Below are 15,681 nucleotides of genomic sequence, written 5' to 3' on the forward strand. Positions count from 1 at the left end.
GAGTAACAAATGTGCTACAGAATTGAATTTAACTCAGGTATTTTGAATAAAAACATAAAGGCTACGCTCTGGCTACTCGGCAAGAACTTTCGGATTTTCTAGTTGAAATAGAACGGCGAGCATATAAACAAGCTTTATTTGCGGTTCAGGATGAACATGCGGCATTAGATATTGTGCAAGATTCAATGACTAAGCTTGTAATAAAATATTCTGATAAGCCTTCAGCAGAATTTCCATTCCTATTTCATAAAATACTGCAGAATACTATTCGAGATTACTATCGGAGACAAAAAACCAGATCCTTATGGACAACGCTGTTTTCATCATTCATTCCAGAAGATACGGATGCAAATCAGGATGATTTTGATATTCTAGACAGTTTATTACCAGATATAAAAGATGATTGGAGGGAGCCTGAAACACGCTTGGAGAAGCTGCAGCTAATTGAAATTATCGAAGATGCGATAAAAACTCTTCCGGCACGTCAACGCGAAGCATTTATATTGCGTTATTGGGAAGAGATGAATCTGGTTGAAACTGCAGAGATAATGAATTGTTCGCAGGGTAGTGTTAAAACACATTGTTCACGCGCTATTCATGCGTTAGCTAAGAAACTCAAAGAAAAGGGAGTGAAATTATGAGCCAGGAAGAGCAGGATCTACTAGGCAATAGAATTGCTAATGTACTTGATATGGCCGCTATAGAGCATATCGAGCATAATACTCTGATTTTGTTGCAAACTAAACGTATGGAAGCTTTGGAGAGCTATCAACTAGCTTCAGGAATAGTTAACTCTGGAAATAGCGCTTCCGCTTATGGTGGACATGGAAATCATTTTGGCGTAGGTAAATTTCTGTTATTACTGGCTTTGTTGTTGACGTTTACGAGTATGGCTTATACTCAGTTTGCAGATCATAGTTTTAAATTTAGTTCATTGAATAAATTGATACTTACTAATGATTTACCGATAGATGCCTATATTGATAGTGAATTTGATGAGTGGCTGGATGGAGAATGATTTATCGCTAAGATTTATTATTTTACGGTAGGTAAATCTACAGCAGCTGATACGCTTCAGTAAAAGCTATTACTCTGTGATGCAAGCTTCCTTTATTAGTAGATCGAGTTTTCTAATTGTAATTATTCTACGAATTCTTTTAAAACTTAATGATATGAGTGTGATTTTTTTATAAAGACAGTTTTCTCTGCTCTGATTGCACTCAATGTATTCCGTGTGACCCTTGAATTATTTACCTGCTTATTGGGATGACGATTTATCGTCACAGTTGGTCAATGGCGAAGTTGTACTTGTGTCGATCAAAATTGAGCTTGATACACGATTACAATTCGTAGAAGGTGTTGTTGCGGTGACTAGTCAGCGCTTGATAGCAAAAATGCATGGCGATGAAGTATGGCAAAGCTGGTATTTTCAAGATGACCTAAGATTAGTACAGCGCGATTATGCCGGTATCGGTTTTTTAGAGCTGCTTGATACGTATAAACGGATTGCATATTGGCGATATCGTGTCGGAGAGGGTGCTATCAACGAGTTGATCGAATGTTTCGCACAGCAACAAAAACTTAATGCACAAAATAACGCTGATTCGTTTTTATATTCGATTACGCAGGAGCCAGCACCTTATCGAGATTCAATGCAAGAATCGGGGGGGGCAATTGCTAAGGAACCAATTGAAAAAAAACCATCAACGTGGGTTTTGTTGAGGCTTTGGCGTTTTGCTAAGCCTTATAAAGGACGCTTATTGATTGGGTTTTTGCTGACATTATGTAGCACTGCAGCTACCTTAGTTCCGCCGTACCTCACGATGCCTTTGATGGACAATGTATTGATACCCTATCAGAACGGCGAACCGATTAATACCGAGTTGGCAACTTTTTATTTATCCGGGTTACTTGTGGCAGCAATCGTCGCCTGGATTCTAGGTTGGGCAAGGACCTATATGTTAGCGAGAGTTTCTGAACGTATCGGTGCCGATTTGCGCACTACTACCTATGAACACTTGCTAAGCCTCTCGCATAATTATTTTGGTGGTAAGCGCACTGGAGATTTAATGGCAAGGATTGGTGCCGAGACTGATCGAATCAATCTTTTTCTTTCGCTTCATTTGTTGGATTTCGCTACTGACGTCATCATGATTGCCATGACTGCAATCATTTTATTTTCGATCAGTCCTTGGTTGGCGTTGGTGACTTTGACTCCATTGCCAATCATTGCGTGGCTCATTCATTTAGTTCGAGACAGATTGCGGATTGGCTTCGAAAAAGTGGATCGTATTTGGGCAGAAGTGAATAATGTGCTTGCTGATACTATTCCAGGCATTCGTGTGGTTAAAGCGTTTGCGCAAGAGAAGAGAGAATCAGAAAGATTTCGTGCTGCTAATCTAAGAAATTTGCAAATTAATGACCGGGTTAACAAGGTTTGGTCGCTTTTTACCCCTACAGTGACATTATTAACCGAAATCGGTCTGTTGATTGTTTGGGTTTTTGGTATTTGGCAGATATCGCACGATGAAATTACTGTGGGCGTGCTCACCGCATTTCTGGCATATATCGGACGTTTTTATCTTCGACTCGACTCTATGAGTCGGATTGTATCCATTACACAAAAAGCCGCAGCTGGTACTAAGCGTATTTTTGATATCTTAGATCATCAATCTAGTATTCCGGAATCGAAGAATCCTGTTCCCTTTAAGACAACGCAAGGCCGAATTGAGCTGCGAAATGTTGGTTTCCGCTATGGCACACGTAGTGTTATCGATAATGTCAGCTTGACGATTGAATCTGGAGAAATGGTTGGTTTGGTAGGGCATAGTGGCTCAGGAAAAAGTACTTTGGTTAATCTGATTTGTCGATTTCATGATGTTACAGAAGGCGCTATCTTGATTGATGGTCATGATTTGCGTTCATTGTCAATTGCGGATTACCGTGGACATATCGGCTTGGTGCTGCAAGAGCCGTTTTTGTTTTATGGAACTATTGCAGATAACATTGCCTATGGAAAACCCACGGCTACATGGTCAGAGATTGTTGCGGCGGCGCGTGCGGCGTATGCACATGAATTCATTTTAAAATTGCCGCATGGTTATGATTCCATCGTCGGAGAGCGTGGACAAGCATTATCAGGTGGGGAGCGCCAGCGCATATCGATTGCTCGTGCGCTATTGATCAATCCTCGCATATTAATTCTTGATGAAGCAACTTCTTCGGTTGATACCACTACAGAGAAAGAAATTCAAAAAGCGCTTGAGAATCTAGTGCAAGGTCGCACTACAATTGCCATTGCGCATCGACTGTCAACGCTAAGCAAAGCTAATCGGTTGGTTGTGCTTGACGGCGGAAAAACTGTCGAAATTGGTAGTCATGCTGAATTAATGGCGCGCGAGGGATTTTATTATCGCTTGTATCAAGCGCAGGCGCGTAATGTTGATACTGAGGATACAGCGACTATCATTTCCACCAGTACGGAGCATAGCTTACCGGGGGAGTACAGATGATTCAGGTGCTTGATTATCATTTAAGTCGTAATCCCTATGGGAAAATAGTTTTAACGACTGTATCGAACTCAATTGAAAAAGAAGTTGTTCCGGTTCGTGCGTTTCCTATTTCTAGTCCGTTACAAGGTATTGCATTGGTAGATATACAAGGTTATGAGTTAGCATGGATAGAAAATTTGGCAGAATTACCACAAAATTTTCGTGAATTAATTGAAAATGAGCTCGCGAGCCGAGAATTCATTCCTGAAATTAAGCGCATCGTAAAACTTTCCAGTTTTATTACACCAACTACTTGGTCTGTTGAAACTGATCGCGGTAACACTGATTTCGTTCTCAAAGGCGAGGAAGATATTCGTCGTTTAAGCGCATCATCTTTAATGATTGCCGATCAATATGGGATTCATTTTTTGATTAGAGATCGAACAACGCTTGATCGCCATAGCCGGAAATTATTAGATCATTTTTTATAAATTATTTGCGGACATTATTTTTGGGGCGGGTATTAAAATTGCGTGATTGTATTAAAGTTTGCGCGATATCAAAGATTTTTCACCAGATGGGTGGTTGCTATGAAATTCAATCACTCTTTAAGTTTAATATTGATTTTTCCATCTGATACTTGAATATTCTCAACCCCATCCGAAAATGACTTCCAGAATCCCGGATCAACACCAAATTCATCCACTAAATTAACATTCTTTAATCCTCCTAGCCATGCATTGGGTATGGGAACACCCATGATACTGACCCCTTTGAGGATAATGATTGGTTTTTCTTGCTCATAAGCCATACCGATACCAGCATTCAAGCGAAGTGTTTTGCCACCCAGCACTGGAAAATCTTCTTCTAGTGGAATTAGTAGTTTTGCGCTAACTAGGTTGTTTGCCAGATCGATGGCTAGTTTTTGTGCAAGATCTGTATTTTTTGCCAGTAACCCATTAAGCTCGCGTTCTGTGAAGGTAATTTCACGCACTGCATTTTTTTCCGTGTAAGCCTCAGGTTTTAGAAAGCCGTCTTCAATATTTGCATCATAACCAATCGCCTGTAACTTAACTTGAAGATTTTTTTCTTCCTTAGCATTGAGTTCAACAGGTGTAAACGATGTGGTAAACACATATGTTTTAAGTACCCAATAAGTACCTGCAATCGTAATAAAGATTGTTGAAATAACGATGAGAAGCACTTGTGACCATTCCATTTTTGATGATTTTTTCTCAGTATATTCAGATGATTGCATGCTTGTAGTTTATTGCTCAAATAAGGCATTGTCCGGTTATGGACAATTAGTTAAAAAAATAGTTTTTGTAATTCTTTTCCGGGATCTTCTGCACGCATAAATGCTTCACCTACCAAAAATACATTGACGTGATGATCGCGCATTAAAGCAACATCGGCCACCGTATGTATACCACTTTCCGTTACTACGATTCGATTGGAAGGTATCCGATCCAATAGCTGTAACGTAGAATCTAGTGTCGTAGCAAAAGTTCGTAAATTGCGATTATTAATTCCGATCAAAGGCGTTGTTAGTTGCAAGGCCATTTCTAGTTCCATTGCATCGTGTACCTCGACTAACACCGCCATGTTCAGCGAATGGGCCAGTTTTTCTAATTGCAGCATACGCTGCACAGCCTTATTGCTCGGATGACTTGAGGTTTCACCGGATTCCATCATGAAAGCACTGACGATCAATAAAATGCAATCGGCTTGCATCGCACGTGCCTCCAGCACTTGATATTCATCCAGCAGGAAATCTTTGCGTAATACAGGAAGCTCACAAGCAGCACGTGCTTGTAGCAAATAATCTGGGCTACCCAAGAAGAATTGCTGATCAGTCAATACTGATAAACAAGCTGCGCCGTGTTGCGCATAACTGGCAGCAATTTCAGCGGGGATAAAGTCGTTGGTTTCGTTCGGTGAACCAAGGCCGCGTAATATGCCTTTGCTAGGACTGGCTTTTTTAATTTCAGCAATCACAGCAGATTGACCAGCAGTAATTTTATTGCGAATAGCCGCGGTGAAGTTTCGAGGGGAGGGAGCTGATTGCGCTTCTTGCAGCAATAAATTTTCTGGCTTGATTATTTTTGAAGCACTTATTTCTTGTTTTTTAACAGTCAGGATTTTTTTTAAAATATCGGACATGGTTTTATTGCGTCGTATTTTTCTGGCTTAATGCCACAAGTTCATGCAGTTTTTTTAGTGCTGCACCACTTTCAATGGTCTTTTGTGCTGTTGTGATACCGGCGGCTAGATTGTCAACGATACCCGCCACATAAATGGCAGCCCCGGCATTTAAAATAACAACATCACGCGCGGCACCGCTCTTATTTTTCAGAACTGATAGCAACATCGCCTTCGCATGCTCGGCATCGTTAACTTGAATGTCCTGAATGGGAGTTGACTGAAAACCAAAATCTTCCGGCTGAATCGTATAGCTTTGAATGGTATCGTTTTTCAGTTCCCCTATATGGGTTTTGCCAGTGATCGTAATTTCGTCCAATCCATCGCTGCCATGTACGATCAATACGTGCTGGCTATTCAGTCGTTGCAAAACATGCGCCAGTGTTTCGACCAAATCAGCGCTAAATACTCCCAATACCTGCTTCTTAGCATCCGCTGGATTGGCTAGTGGCCCTAGAATATTAAATAGTGTTTTTACACCGAGTTCTCGACGTACCGGTGCAGCGTGTTTCATTGCGCTATGATAGTTCGGTGCAAACATAAACCCGACGCCGATTTCTTGAATGCTCGATGCAATTTGTTGCGGTGTTTGATTCAAATTAACACCGAGCGCTTCTAATACATCCGCACTTCCAGATTTACTTGAAACCGAGCGTCCACCGTGTTTGGCCACACTCGCTCCTGCCGCTGCCGCGACCAATGCCGCAGCAGTTGAAATATTAAAGGTATGCGCAGAATCGCCTCCTGTTCCACAAGTATCAACCAGGTAATTTTTATTACGCACTTCGACATGAGTGGCGTATTCACGCATTACTTGAGTGGCAGCCGTAATCTCTTCAATTGTTTCTTTTTTTGTGCGTAATCCTGACAAAATGGCTGCCATTAGTACAGGAGAAATCTCTCCACGCATAATCTGTCGCATCAGTGCGACCATATCGTCGTAGGGTATTTCTTGATGCGTAATAATGCGTTGTAAAGCAACTTGAGGGGACATTGTGTGATTTTTAGTGCAAATAAGGCTTATTGATTCAGAAAATTTTGCAACATTTGATGTCCATACTCACTGAGAATAGACTCAGGATGAAATTGAATACCTTCTATGGCCAATGTTTTATGACGAACGCCCATAATTTCACCGTCCTCAGTCCATGCCGTTACTTCGAGACAATCTGGCAATGAAGTACGTTCAATAACAAGGGAATGATAGCGTGTGGCAATAAATGGACAAGGTAGATTACGGAAAACACCGGTGCCATGATGATAAATGGGGGAAGTTTTGCCGTGCATAAGTTGCTTGGCATGAACAATACGACCGCCAAATGCTTGACCGATACTTTGATGGCCCAAGCAAACGCCTAAAATAGGAATCTCTCGACTAAATTGATCAATGGTCGCAAGCGATATGCCAGCTTCTTTCGGCGTACATGGCCCTGGTGAAATAACGATTCGATCCGGACTGAGCTCGGTAATTGCATTCAAAGAAATTTGATCGTTTCTGAACACGACGATCTTTTCACCCAATTCAGCAAAATACTGCACCAAATTGTATGTGAAAGAATCATAGTTATCAATGACCAACAGCATTTTTATCCTTTATGTACCTATTATTACTTGCCAGGCATTTATCTTTATCGTATGCATTACAAAAGAACCTTAAACAAGCAAAATTCTACCAGTTCATAAGCAAACATGTTGTTATTATTACACTGAGATTTTTAGATTACTGTTGTTCTTGCTGAATAATTAATTATCATCAGGGTTAGGGTTGTTACGAGAATAGATTTGATATTGCGCTATGTATTCAGTAAAATGCATAGCTTTTCGCAATTTTGAACCTTGCCTCACTATTACAATACAAGTGAAATGTCAATACTGTAGTTGGAGGCGCTACTATAAGGAATCTATGAGACACTACGAAATCGTTTTTATTGTTCATCCCGATCAAAGTGAACAAGTCCCTGCAATGATCGAGCGTTATCGCGGTATTATTACTGCAAAAGACGGCAAAATTCATCGCGTTGAAGATTGGGGGCGGCGGCAATTGGCTTATCTGATCCAAAAAGTCCACAAAGCGCATTATGTTTTGATGAATATTGAGTGCAACCAAGAAGCACTCAGTGATCTGGAGAATGCTTTTAAGTTCAGCGATGCTGTGTTGCGCCATCTTACCATTCGTGTTAATGGACCCATTACCGAGCCATCCGTGATGGTGCTACGTCAAGGCGATAAATCGATTGCTTCTGATACAAATACGACGGAACTTGAAGGTGGTACTAACTTAGTGGATGAAGAGGGTGACGCTAACGTTGCAGCATAACTTCAGATTATTATTTTACACAATTGGATTGCAATCAAACCGTTATTAGTGGGAAAATTGTGAAATCTGGCGTTTTACGCTATACACCCGCTGGCACTGCTGTGATCGAATTTACGATTTGTCATTCTTCCAAACAAATGGAAGCCGAAATACCTAGGAAAGTATTTTTGGAGTTACTTGTCGTTGTTCTTGGGCAGCTTGCCTTGACTGTATCTGAATTTAATGTGGGTGCTTCAGTCAAACTGAAAGGTTTTCTCAACAAAAAAAACCATGCTAATCCACAACTGGTTTTACATGCAAAGAGTGTAATTCTCATTTAAATACGCATAGTTTAATAGGATTTTAATATGACACGTTTCACGAGACGTAAAGACAGCAAAGACAAAGAAAGAGAAAAAAAAGCCAATCGCCCTTTATTTAAACGCAAGAAATTCTGCCGCTTTACAGCAGAAGGAATCAAGAAAGTTGATTATAAAGATATTGAGATTCTTAAAGACTTTATCAGTGAAAATGGAAAAATCATTCCAGCACGGATTACCGGTACACGGGCTTTTTATCAGCGACAACTCAGTACCGCGATAGAATATGCACGCTTTTTAGCTTTATTGCCTTACACTGATCAGCACTGAGGAAAACAATCGCTATGCAAATCATATTAATGGAAAAAGTAGTTAATCTGGGTCAGCTGGGTGACATTGTCAATGTTAAAAATGGCTATGCACGCAATTATCTTATTCCTCAAGGGAAAGCTAAGCGTGCAACTGAACAAGCCAAGGCTGAATTCGAGGCCAGGCGTGCTGAACTGGAAAAAATACAGGCGAAATCGCTTGCATCCGCACAGACACTAGCTGAAAAATTAGACGGGCTATTAGTGCAAATCTCGCAGAAAGCCGGCCACGATGGAAAGTTATTCGGCTCGGTTACCAATATTAACATCACCGAAGCGCTTGTTGCACAAGGCTTCGATATTCAAAAATCCATGTTGCGTATGCCGAATGGTCCTTTGAAAACAGTGGGAGATCATACGTTGTCAATTGCGTTACATACCGATGTCACTGCGCATATCACCGTTTCCGTATTGGGTGATACTGCAACTTAAAAAATAGAATCTTTCAAAAGACCTAAAAAGGACTATGTACGATGTAGTCCTTTTTTATTTGTCTTGCAGCAATGATAGAATGACTGACCGTATCTTCAAATACCATTATGGCACACGCACCTGTTAGTTTAAGTCAAGACCTGCTGCTAGAAACGTATAAGACGCCGCCACATTCATTAGAGAGCGAGCAGTCTGTATTGGGTGGACTGTTACTGGATAATCATGCATGGGAGAAGGTTGCGGATATCATTACCGATAATGATTTTTATCGACAAGACCATCGGCTTATCTATCACCATATTTGCAAATTGATAGAGCAGAACAAACCTGCTGATGTTATTACCGTAGCCGAATCACTCGAAACTTCTGCTGAATTGCAAACGATTGGTGGACTCGCTTATATCGGATCCATTGTACAAAATACTCCTTCGGCTGCAAATATCAAACGTTACGCAGAAATTGTTCGTGAACGCTCAATTATGCGCAGTCTAGCCAAGGTTTGTGTGGAAATAGCCGATTCTACCTATAACCCTGCAGGTCGTTCCGCTGCTAATTTATTGGATGAAGCTGAAGCAAGGGTATTTGAAATTGCAGAAGAAGGCGCACGCGGCAAGGAAGGTTTTGTCGATATTCAACCATTACTTAAGGAGGTTGTTGAGAGAATCGAGTTACTGTACAGCCAGGACAATCCGAGTAATATCACCGGTATTGCCTCTGGATTCTATGATCTGGACCAAAAAACATCAGGATTCCAACCGGGGGATTTGATCATTGTTGCAGGACGTCCTTCAATGGGAAAAACGGCTTTTTCCTTAAATATCGCGGAAAATGTTGCGCTCGAACTTAAAAAACCGGTAGCAGTATTCAGTATGGAAATGGGTGGTACGCAACTTGCCATGCGTTTATTGGGGTCAGTCGGCAAACTCGATCAACATAAAGTGCGTACGGGGCGTTTGGATGATCAAGATTGGCCTCGCTTAACGCATGCATTAGGCAAGCTAAACGATGCGCCTATTTTTATCGACGAAAGTGCAGCGCTCAATGCACTCGAATTACGGGCAAGAGCCCGTAGACTTTACCGTCAGCACGGCGAACTGGGATTGATTGTGGTGGATTACTTACAATTGATGTCATCAACCGGTCCAGGAGAAAATCGTGCCACCGAGATTTCTGAAATATCACGGGCATTAAAAGCTCTGGCAAAAGAATTAAAAGTCCCTTTGATCGCGCTATCGCAGCTGAATCGAAGTCTCGAGCAGCGTCCCAATAAGCGTCCGGTGATGTCGGACTTAAGAGAGTCTGGGGCCATTGAACAAGATGCCGATGTGATTCTCTTCATTTATCGTGACGAAGTTTATAACCCGGATTCGCCTGATAAAGGGATTGCTGAAATCATTATTGGAAAACAAAGAAACGGTCCGATCGGAAAGGTAGATTTGACATTCTTAGGTGAATACACGCGCTTTGAAAATTTTGCCCGGCCTGAATATTATTAACCTAGATAATAACTCACAGCAAAAAGAAAGTCGCCAAACTCAGAAAAATAAAAAAGCCACCGCTATCTGTGACTGCAGTGATCATGACGCTCGATCCTAATGCAGGATCGCGACCAAATTTACGCAGAGTAAGCGGAATCAATACCCCCAGCAGCGCTGCCAATACTAAATTGAGTAGCATCGCCAGCATCATCACCAACCCCAACTCAGGATCTTGATAAATTGCGAAGGTAAATATGCCGACAACAGTTCCCCATAAGATTCCGTTAATGACACTTACTCCGACTTCCTTGGCAAGTAATTTCCAAGCACTGCGCATATGGATCTGGTCGAGCGCCATTGCGCGTACGATCATAGTAATAGTTTGATTGCCTGAATTACCGCCAATGCCAGCAATGATCGGCATCAATGCGGCTAATGCAACCAGTTTTTCGATAGATCCTTCAAAAATACCGATGACTCTCGAAGCGATAAAGGCGGTTACCAAATTAATTGCGAGCCATACCCAGCGATTTTTAACACTTTGGAGCACCGGTGCAAATAGATCCTCTTCTTCGCTTAACCCAGCCAGATTCAATGCTTCGCTTTCGGCTTTATCGCGAATGAAGTCGATAACCGTATCCACAGTTACACGACCCAATAATTTACCGGTTTCATCGACTACCGATGCAGAAACCAAATCATAGCGATCAAACGAATTTGCTGCTTGTTGTGCCACATCATCTGGACATAGCTTGATGATCTCATTTGTCATGACTTCTGCGACCAGTGTTTCAGGATCGCTCACTAGTAATCGACTAATTAACAGCACACCTTGCAGCCGTTCCTCTCGATCCACCACAAACAATTGGTCTGTATGGTCTGGCAGCTCTTCAAAACGACGCAGATAGCGCGATACAACTTCCAGACGAACATCTTCGCGGATGGTAATGACATCAAAATCCATCAGGGCGCCGACAGAATCTTCAGGATACGACATAGCCGAACGCAACTGCTCACGTTCTTCCATCGGTAACGAACGAAAAACATCATCAATGACCTCTTGCGGCAAATCGGGTGCAAGATCGGCAATTTCATCGGTATTCAGAAACTCAGTCGCAGCAACCAACTCATGGCTGTGCATATCGGTAATCAATGTTTCACGAACTGCATCCGAAGCTTCGAGTAGCACTTCACCATCATTTTCTGTTTTTACCATGCTCCAAACCAGCAATCTATCAGCCAACGGTAAAGCCTCTAAGATGTGTGCAATATCAGCAGGATGTAATTGATTCAGATAGTCTTGAAGCTCTGCGAGGTTCTGCTGCTGCACGAATGAATTAGCCAGAGTTTCATCGGAAGAATCCTTTTGCAAATGCACCAAACCTTCAACCAATCGGTATCTTCGTAATAAGTTAGAAACGTGACTCTGCGGTGTTAGAGAGTCTTCGTCACTATCGGTTTGATTGGTCTCTGTCATGGTATGAACACGTATCGTAAAAATCCCCGGAATTTATGATAATAAAACTACCGATTAGGCTCTTATCGTTCGATTAAGCAGACTGTCTCAGCTACTATGCCTTCTTTACGGCCAATAGCTCCCAAATATTCGGCGGTTTTAGCTTTGATGTTGATTTCACTAACTTGCATCTCCAGGTCCTGTGCAATATTTTCAATCATCGCTGGTATATATGGAGCCATTTTAGGTACTTGAGCAATAATGGTTGCATCGATATTGACTAATTTGTAGCCTTTGTCAGCTAATAAACGATATACATTGCGTAACAGAATACGGCTATCGATATTTTTATAACGTGGATCAGAATCGGAGAAATGCTTACCGATATCTCCCAATCCCGCCGCACCAATTAACGCATCGCAAATGGCATGCAGTAAAACATCCGCATCGGAATGACCTAACAATCCTTTATCATATGGAATCGTAACACCGCCGATGATAAGCGGGCGGCCTTCAGTTAACTGATGTACATCAAAACCCTGTCCAATTCGCATTGCATTCACGCATAACTCCTTTTATGAATAATTAATTCTGCCAAAGCCAGATCATGGGAATAAGTCACTTTAAAATTATAGCTGTCCCCGATGACAAGCTTCGGACATAGTCCTATTGCTTCGATTGCGCTGGCTTCGTCGGTGACAAATTCTCCGGCGGTTTGTTGTAATGCTTGAGCTAATAATCCATGTCGAAACATTTGTGGTGTTTGTGCTTGCCAGATATTGTCGCGAGATTCAGTACGAATGACTCGATTTTCAGCATCGCCACGCTTTAGCGTATCGGCAACAGGCACAGCGAGCAATCCCCCCACTGGATCTTCGCGTACCTGTTCAATGAGATTATCTAGTTGTACTGTTGTCAAACAGGGACGAGCGGCATCATGTACTAAAATCCAGTCATGCGGTTCCACCGCATTTTTTTGTTTCATTGCCAACAGGCCATTGCGTACACTTTCAGAACGTGTGGCACCACCGCAATTTAGTACCGTTAATTTGGTTGAAAATTCACTCCAATCGTAGTTGTACCAATCATGATCGGTGGGTGACAACACGACAAATACTTTTGATAGGGTTTGATTGCTGCATAAGGTTTTGATTGCATGATATATCATGGGGTGATTGTTGAGTTGCAGGTATTGTTTGGGTAATGTATTACCCATTCGAGAACCTGATCCTGCTGCGGGAATGAGTGCATTAAACTGAGTCATGGATCGATTGAATAAACGGTTTTTTGGAAAAATAGCATGTGCGAGTTTTTGAATGCTATGAAAAATTATAGTTTCTTTACTGCCTTGTAGTAGAACTATATTCCGGAAGTGTGCGCACTATGCTCCATTTTTAATAAAAATGAGACTTTCGGTTGATATAATTACAACAATATTAATTTTAGGTGGATAACATGGAAGCAGAACACATTAACGCCATTGCCAATCATCTTCAAGATTTAGCAAGCCGATCTAACGAATTACGGAGGTTTCTTTGACTTTGATACGAAGCAAACACAATTAAGCGAACTCTCCCGATTACTCGAGGACCCGGCCGTATGGAATGATACGCAGCGCATCCAGGAAATTAATCGTGAAAAGAAACTGCTGGAAGATATTGTGTTAACACTGGAGTCGGTTCAGCGGCAATTAGGCGATACAGGTGAACTATTCGATATGGCTCGAGAAGAGTCCGATCATATTGCACTGGAAAGTATTGCGCAGGATATGGCGAACCTCGAAAAATCGGTTGCAAATCTCGAATTTCGTCGTATGTTTTCCGATCCGATGGATGCAAAAAACTGTTTTGTCGATATTCAATCGGGTTCTGGTGGAACCGAGGCCCAAGATTGGGCAGCCATGCTCGAACGTATGTATGCGCGGTATTGTGAAAGACAACAATTTAGTGTGGAAATTTTGGAAGAATCTCCTGGCGACGTTGCCGGAATTAAAAGTGCCAGCTTAAAAGTCATCGGTGAATACGCCTATGGTTATTTACGAACCGAAACAGGCGTACATCGGCTTGTCAGAAAGTCTCCTTTCGATTCTAACAACCGAAGACATACTTCTTTTGCCAGCGTGTTTGTTTATCCGGAAGTCGATGACACCATCGAAATTGAAATCAATCCAGCAGATCTGCGGATCGATACATTCAGAGCATCCGGTGCTGGGGGGCAGCACATTAATAAAACCGACTCAGCCATACGGATTACTCACAATCCCACTGGTATCGTCGTGCAATGTCAAAGTGGACGCTCGCAGCACCGGAACAAAGCGGATGCGCTTTCAATGCTCAAATCAAAGCTTTATGAAGCCGAGCTGCGTAAACGCCATGAAGAAAAGCAAGCGATTGAAGACACTAAAACCGATATCGGCTGGGGACATCAGATTCGCTCTTATGTATTGGATCAATCCAGGATTAAAGATCTTCGCACCAATATCGAGATTGGAAATACACAAAGTGTGCTGGACGGCAATTTAAATGATTTTATTGAAGCAAGTCTAAAACAAGGTGTTAAATAAGAAGCTATAAAAAAACCTACCGTCTTCTTGTAAGGAAACAGTAGGCTTCTTTTTAAAACAAGCTACTTAATTAACCAATCACATAGTCAATTGGATTGACGCCGTCTTCAAGACCAACCAATTTTACTGACCAATCTTGGTCAGTGCCATACACGTCGGCAGTTAGAACGTTATTGGCATCGTTAAAAGACAACTGATAGTATGGATCAAAATCTTGGTTGCCATAATAATAAGCATCGGCATCAATTCCCCTAATATCGATACGATCGCCTTCACTAGGTGTAAAATTGAAGATGGTATCTCTTTGATAGGTATCTGGACTTCCGACTGAAAACAACCATTTGAAAGTGTCAGCACCTGCTCCGCCAACCAGTGAATCTTTGCCCAAACCACCGCTCAGAACATCATTGCCAGCGCCACCGTCGAGAAAATCGTTGCCTGTACTGCCATCTAAATTATCGTTGCCGTTGCCGCCATAAAGGAAATCGTTGCCACCCCAACCATTTATACTATCATTGCCGTCTTTTCCCCAAATTTTATCAGATGCATTGCTTGGTTTTGGGCCAACAACACCTGCCGATTTATATGTTGGATAAATAGTGTCATTGTGGCGTGTTCCATAGATATTTGCCATTTTCATTTCTCCTTAAATTGCATATTGATTTAATAAAGCTAAAGCAAATTATTCACGATAAGACTTGCGTAATAATTCAAATCTACCGGCGAAATCTAAAGAGCGAGTTGATTGTATCGAAGACTATTGAACTGAAATTAGAATTCACGAGTAATCGTATTGACCAATTCTTTTTGTTCTAGAGGTTTAAAAATGTATAACCAGAGTATTAATACTCAACGTCTCAATTTAGAAGTGCCTGGCCAGGATAGCTCTTAGTTAATTTAAGATCGGTGATAAAAATCACACTGCAGCCCCAAATCCTGAAGGTATATGAGATGATACGGTTGTCGGTAGAAAGATTTGACTTGATATACTAAGTATCTGACAATGAATTGCTTGGAGAATCAATCGACTATGTCAGGCCAGACGAGTGAGATATCTAAGATCTTAGTATTACTC

18 protein-coding genes are annotated in these 15,681 nt (G+C 41.6%); 10 read left to right on the plus strand and 8 right to left on the minus strand.

The features are described 5' to 3' along the window. The first annotated feature begins 68 nt into the window (after positions 1-68). The 4 genes from W03_RS01125 (at position 69) to W03_RS01140 (ending at position 3,982) form a co-directional block, all read left to right on the plus strand. A complete protein-coding gene (locus W03_RS01125; protein ID WP_244073670.1) occupies positions 69-641 on the plus strand; it encodes an RNA polymerase sigma factor in 573 nt (190 codons plus the stop codon). Continuing rightward, positions 638-1,018 (plus strand): DUF3619 family protein, encoded by a 381-nt coding sequence (locus W03_RS01130; RefSeq protein WP_244070597.1) that lies wholly within the window; start codon positions 638-640, stop codon positions 1,016-1,018. The genes W03_RS01125 and W03_RS01130 overlap by 4 nt, the downstream gene beginning before the upstream one ends. 223 nt (positions 1,019-1,241) lie before the next feature. Next, positions 1,242-3,512, plus strand: coding sequence for an ABC transporter ATP-binding protein (locus W03_RS01135; protein ID WP_244070599.1), 2,271 nt, complete (start codon positions 1,242-1,244; stop codon positions 3,510-3,512). Next, positions 3,509-3,982, plus strand: a complete 474-nt coding sequence (locus tag W03_RS01140; protein WP_244070601.1) for a DUF1854 domain-containing protein — start codon at positions 3,509-3,511, stop codon at positions 3,980-3,982. Before W03_RS01135 ends, W03_RS01140 begins: the two co-directional genes overlap by 4 nt. A gap of 110 nt (positions 3,983-4,092) precedes the next feature. Here the strand turns inward: W03_RS01140 and W03_RS01145 are convergent, their stop codons facing one another. From W03_RS01145 to W03_RS01160, 4 genes are all read right to left on the minus strand, one after another. Next, positions 4,093-4,710, minus strand: coding sequence for an arginine N-succinyltransferase (locus W03_RS01145; RefSeq protein WP_244070603.1), 618 nt, complete (start codon positions 4,708-4,710; stop codon positions 4,093-4,095). A gap of 89 nt (positions 4,711-4,799) precedes the next feature. Beyond that, positions 4,800-5,654 carry an indole-3-glycerol phosphate synthase TrpC gene (gene trpC / locus W03_RS01150; RefSeq protein ID WP_244070605.1) on the minus strand — a complete coding sequence of 285 codons (855 nt, stop codon included), beginning with the start codon at positions 5,652-5,654 and terminating at the stop codon, positions 4,800-4,802. A gap of 4 nt (positions 5,655-5,658) precedes the next feature. Next, entirely contained in the window at positions 5,659-6,687 is a 1,029-nt protein-coding gene (trpD, locus tag W03_RS01155; protein ID WP_244070607.1) for an anthranilate phosphoribosyltransferase, read from the minus strand. A 26-nt stretch (positions 6,688-6,713) separates the two neighbouring features. Further along, positions 6,714-7,277 (minus strand): aminodeoxychorismate/anthranilate synthase component II, encoded by a 564-nt coding sequence (locus tag W03_RS01160; RefSeq protein WP_244070609.1) that lies wholly within the window; start codon positions 7,275-7,277, stop codon positions 6,714-6,716. Between the two features lie 319 nt (positions 7,278-7,596). Between W03_RS01160 and rpsF the strand changes: the two genes are divergently transcribed. The 5 genes from rpsF to dnaB all read left to right on the plus strand — a co-directional run bounded on the left by rpsF (position 7,597) and on the right by dnaB (position 10,605). After that, positions 7,597-8,010, plus strand: coding sequence for a 30S ribosomal protein S6 (gene rpsF / locus W03_RS01165; RefSeq protein ID WP_244070611.1), 414 nt, complete (start codon positions 7,597-7,599; stop codon positions 8,008-8,010). 23 nt (positions 8,011-8,033) lie between these two features. Next, positions 8,034-8,330 carry a primosomal replication protein N gene (gene priB, locus W03_RS01170; protein WP_279599978.1) on the plus strand — a complete coding sequence of 99 codons (297 nt, stop codon included), beginning with the start codon at positions 8,034-8,036 and terminating at the stop codon, positions 8,328-8,330. Between the two features lie 27 nt (positions 8,331-8,357). Continuing rightward, positions 8,358-8,639: a 30S ribosomal protein S18 gene (gene rpsR, locus W03_RS01175; RefSeq protein WP_244070615.1), complete on the plus strand. Its 282-nt coding sequence runs from the start codon at positions 8,358-8,360 to the stop codon at positions 8,637-8,639. A gap of 14 nt (positions 8,640-8,653) precedes the next feature. Next, positions 8,654-9,109 carry a 50S ribosomal protein L9 gene (gene rplI / locus W03_RS01180; RefSeq protein WP_244070618.1) on the plus strand — a complete coding sequence of 152 codons (456 nt, stop codon included), beginning with the start codon at positions 8,654-8,656 and terminating at the stop codon, positions 9,107-9,109. A 107-nt stretch (positions 9,110-9,216) separates the two neighbouring features. Further along, a complete protein-coding gene (dnaB, locus tag W03_RS01185) occupies positions 9,217-10,605 on the plus strand; it encodes a replicative DNA helicase (protein WP_244070620.1) in 1,389 nt (462 codons plus the stop codon). Between the two features lie 13 nt (positions 10,606-10,618). Here the strand turns inward: dnaB and mgtE are convergent, their stop codons facing one another. From mgtE to ispD, 3 genes are all read right to left on the minus strand, one after another. Then, positions 10,619-12,064, minus strand: coding sequence for a magnesium transporter (mgtE, locus tag W03_RS01190; RefSeq protein ID WP_244070622.1), 1,446 nt, complete (start codon positions 12,062-12,064; stop codon positions 10,619-10,621). 62 nt (positions 12,065-12,126) lie between these two features. After that, positions 12,127-12,597, minus strand: coding sequence for a 2-C-methyl-D-erythritol 2,4-cyclodiphosphate synthase (gene ispF / locus W03_RS01195; protein WP_244073671.1), 471 nt, complete (start codon positions 12,595-12,597; stop codon positions 12,127-12,129). 5 nt (positions 12,598-12,602) lie between these two features. Continuing rightward, positions 12,603-13,307: a 2-C-methyl-D-erythritol 4-phosphate cytidylyltransferase gene (gene ispD / locus W03_RS01200; protein ID WP_244070624.1), complete on the minus strand. Its 705-nt coding sequence runs from the start codon at positions 13,305-13,307 to the stop codon at positions 12,603-12,605. A 191-nt stretch (positions 13,308-13,498) separates the two neighbouring features. On the opposite strand from ispD, the gene prfB reads away from it, so the two are divergent. After that, a protein-coding gene (prfB, locus tag W03_RS01205; RefSeq protein WP_244070626.1) for a peptide chain release factor 2 occupies positions 13,499-14,606 on the plus strand; the annotation gives its coding sequence in 2 pieces (ribosomal slippage) (positions 13,499-13,579 and positions 13,581-14,606; 1,107 coding nt in all). A 70-nt stretch (positions 14,607-14,676) separates the two neighbouring features. Here prfB and W03_RS01210 read toward each other — a convergent pair. Continuing rightward, the gene (locus tag W03_RS01210) at positions 14,677-15,240 is read right to left on the minus strand and encodes a calcium-binding protein (protein WP_244070628.1); all 564 of its coding nucleotides are present in this window, start codon (positions 15,238-15,240) and stop codon (positions 14,677-14,679) included. Positions 15,241-15,681 lie beyond the last annotated feature (441 nt).

The organism is Nitrosomonas sp. PY1 (assembly GCF_022836435.1).
GTDB lineage: Bacteria > Pseudomonadota > Gammaproteobacteria > Burkholderiales > Nitrosomonadaceae > Nitrosomonas.

Excerpts from the sequence above, each read along its gene's own strand:
- W03_RS01160 (WP_244070609.1), bottom strand. The coding sequence starts at position 7,277 with ATGCTGTTGGTCATTGATAACTATGATTCTTTCACATACAATTTGGTG.
- trpD (WP_244070607.1), bottom strand. The coding sequence starts at position 6,687 with ATGTCCCCTCAAGTTGCTTTACAACGCATTATTACGCATCAAGAAATA.
- rpsF (WP_244070611.1), top strand. The coding sequence starts at position 7,597 with ATGAGACACTACGAAATCGTTTTTATTGTTCATCCCGATCAAAGTGAA.
- W03_RS01130 (WP_244070597.1), top strand. The coding sequence starts at position 638 with ATGAGCCAGGAAGAGCAGGATCTACTAGGCAATAGAATTGCTAATGTA.
- W03_RS01140 (WP_244070601.1), top strand. The coding sequence starts at position 3,509 with ATGATTCAGGTGCTTGATTATCATTTAAGTCGTAATCCCTATGGGAAA.
- rpsR (WP_244070615.1), top strand. The coding sequence starts at position 8,358 with ATGACACGTTTCACGAGACGTAAAGACAGCAAAGACAAAGAAAGAGAA.
- W03_RS01210 (WP_244070628.1), bottom strand. The coding sequence starts at position 15,240 with ATGGCAAATATCTATGGAACACGCCACAATGACACTATTTATCCAACA.
- rplI (WP_244070618.1), top strand. The coding sequence starts at position 8,654 with ATGCAAATCATATTAATGGAAAAAGTAGTTAATCTGGGTCAGCTGGGT.
- dnaB (WP_244070620.1), top strand. The coding sequence starts at position 9,217 with ATGGCACACGCACCTGTTAGTTTAAGTCAAGACCTGCTGCTAGAAACG.
- ispF (WP_244073671.1), bottom strand. The coding sequence starts at position 12,597 with ATGCGAATTGGACAGGGTTTTGATGTACATCAGTTAACTGAAGGCCGC.
- W03_RS01145 (WP_244070603.1), bottom strand. The coding sequence starts at position 4,710 with ATGGAATGGTCACAAGTGCTTCTCATCGTTATTTCAACAATCTTTATT.
- mgtE (WP_244070622.1), bottom strand. The coding sequence starts at position 12,064 with ATGACAGAGACCAATCAAACCGATAGTGACGAAGACTCTCTAACACCG.
- trpC (WP_244070605.1), bottom strand. The coding sequence starts at position 5,654 with ATGTCCGATATTTTAAAAAAAATCCTGACTGTTAAAAAACAAGAAATA.
- ispD (WP_244070624.1), bottom strand. The coding sequence starts at position 13,307 with ATGACTCAGTTTAATGCACTCATTCCCGCAGCAGGATCAGGTTCTCGA.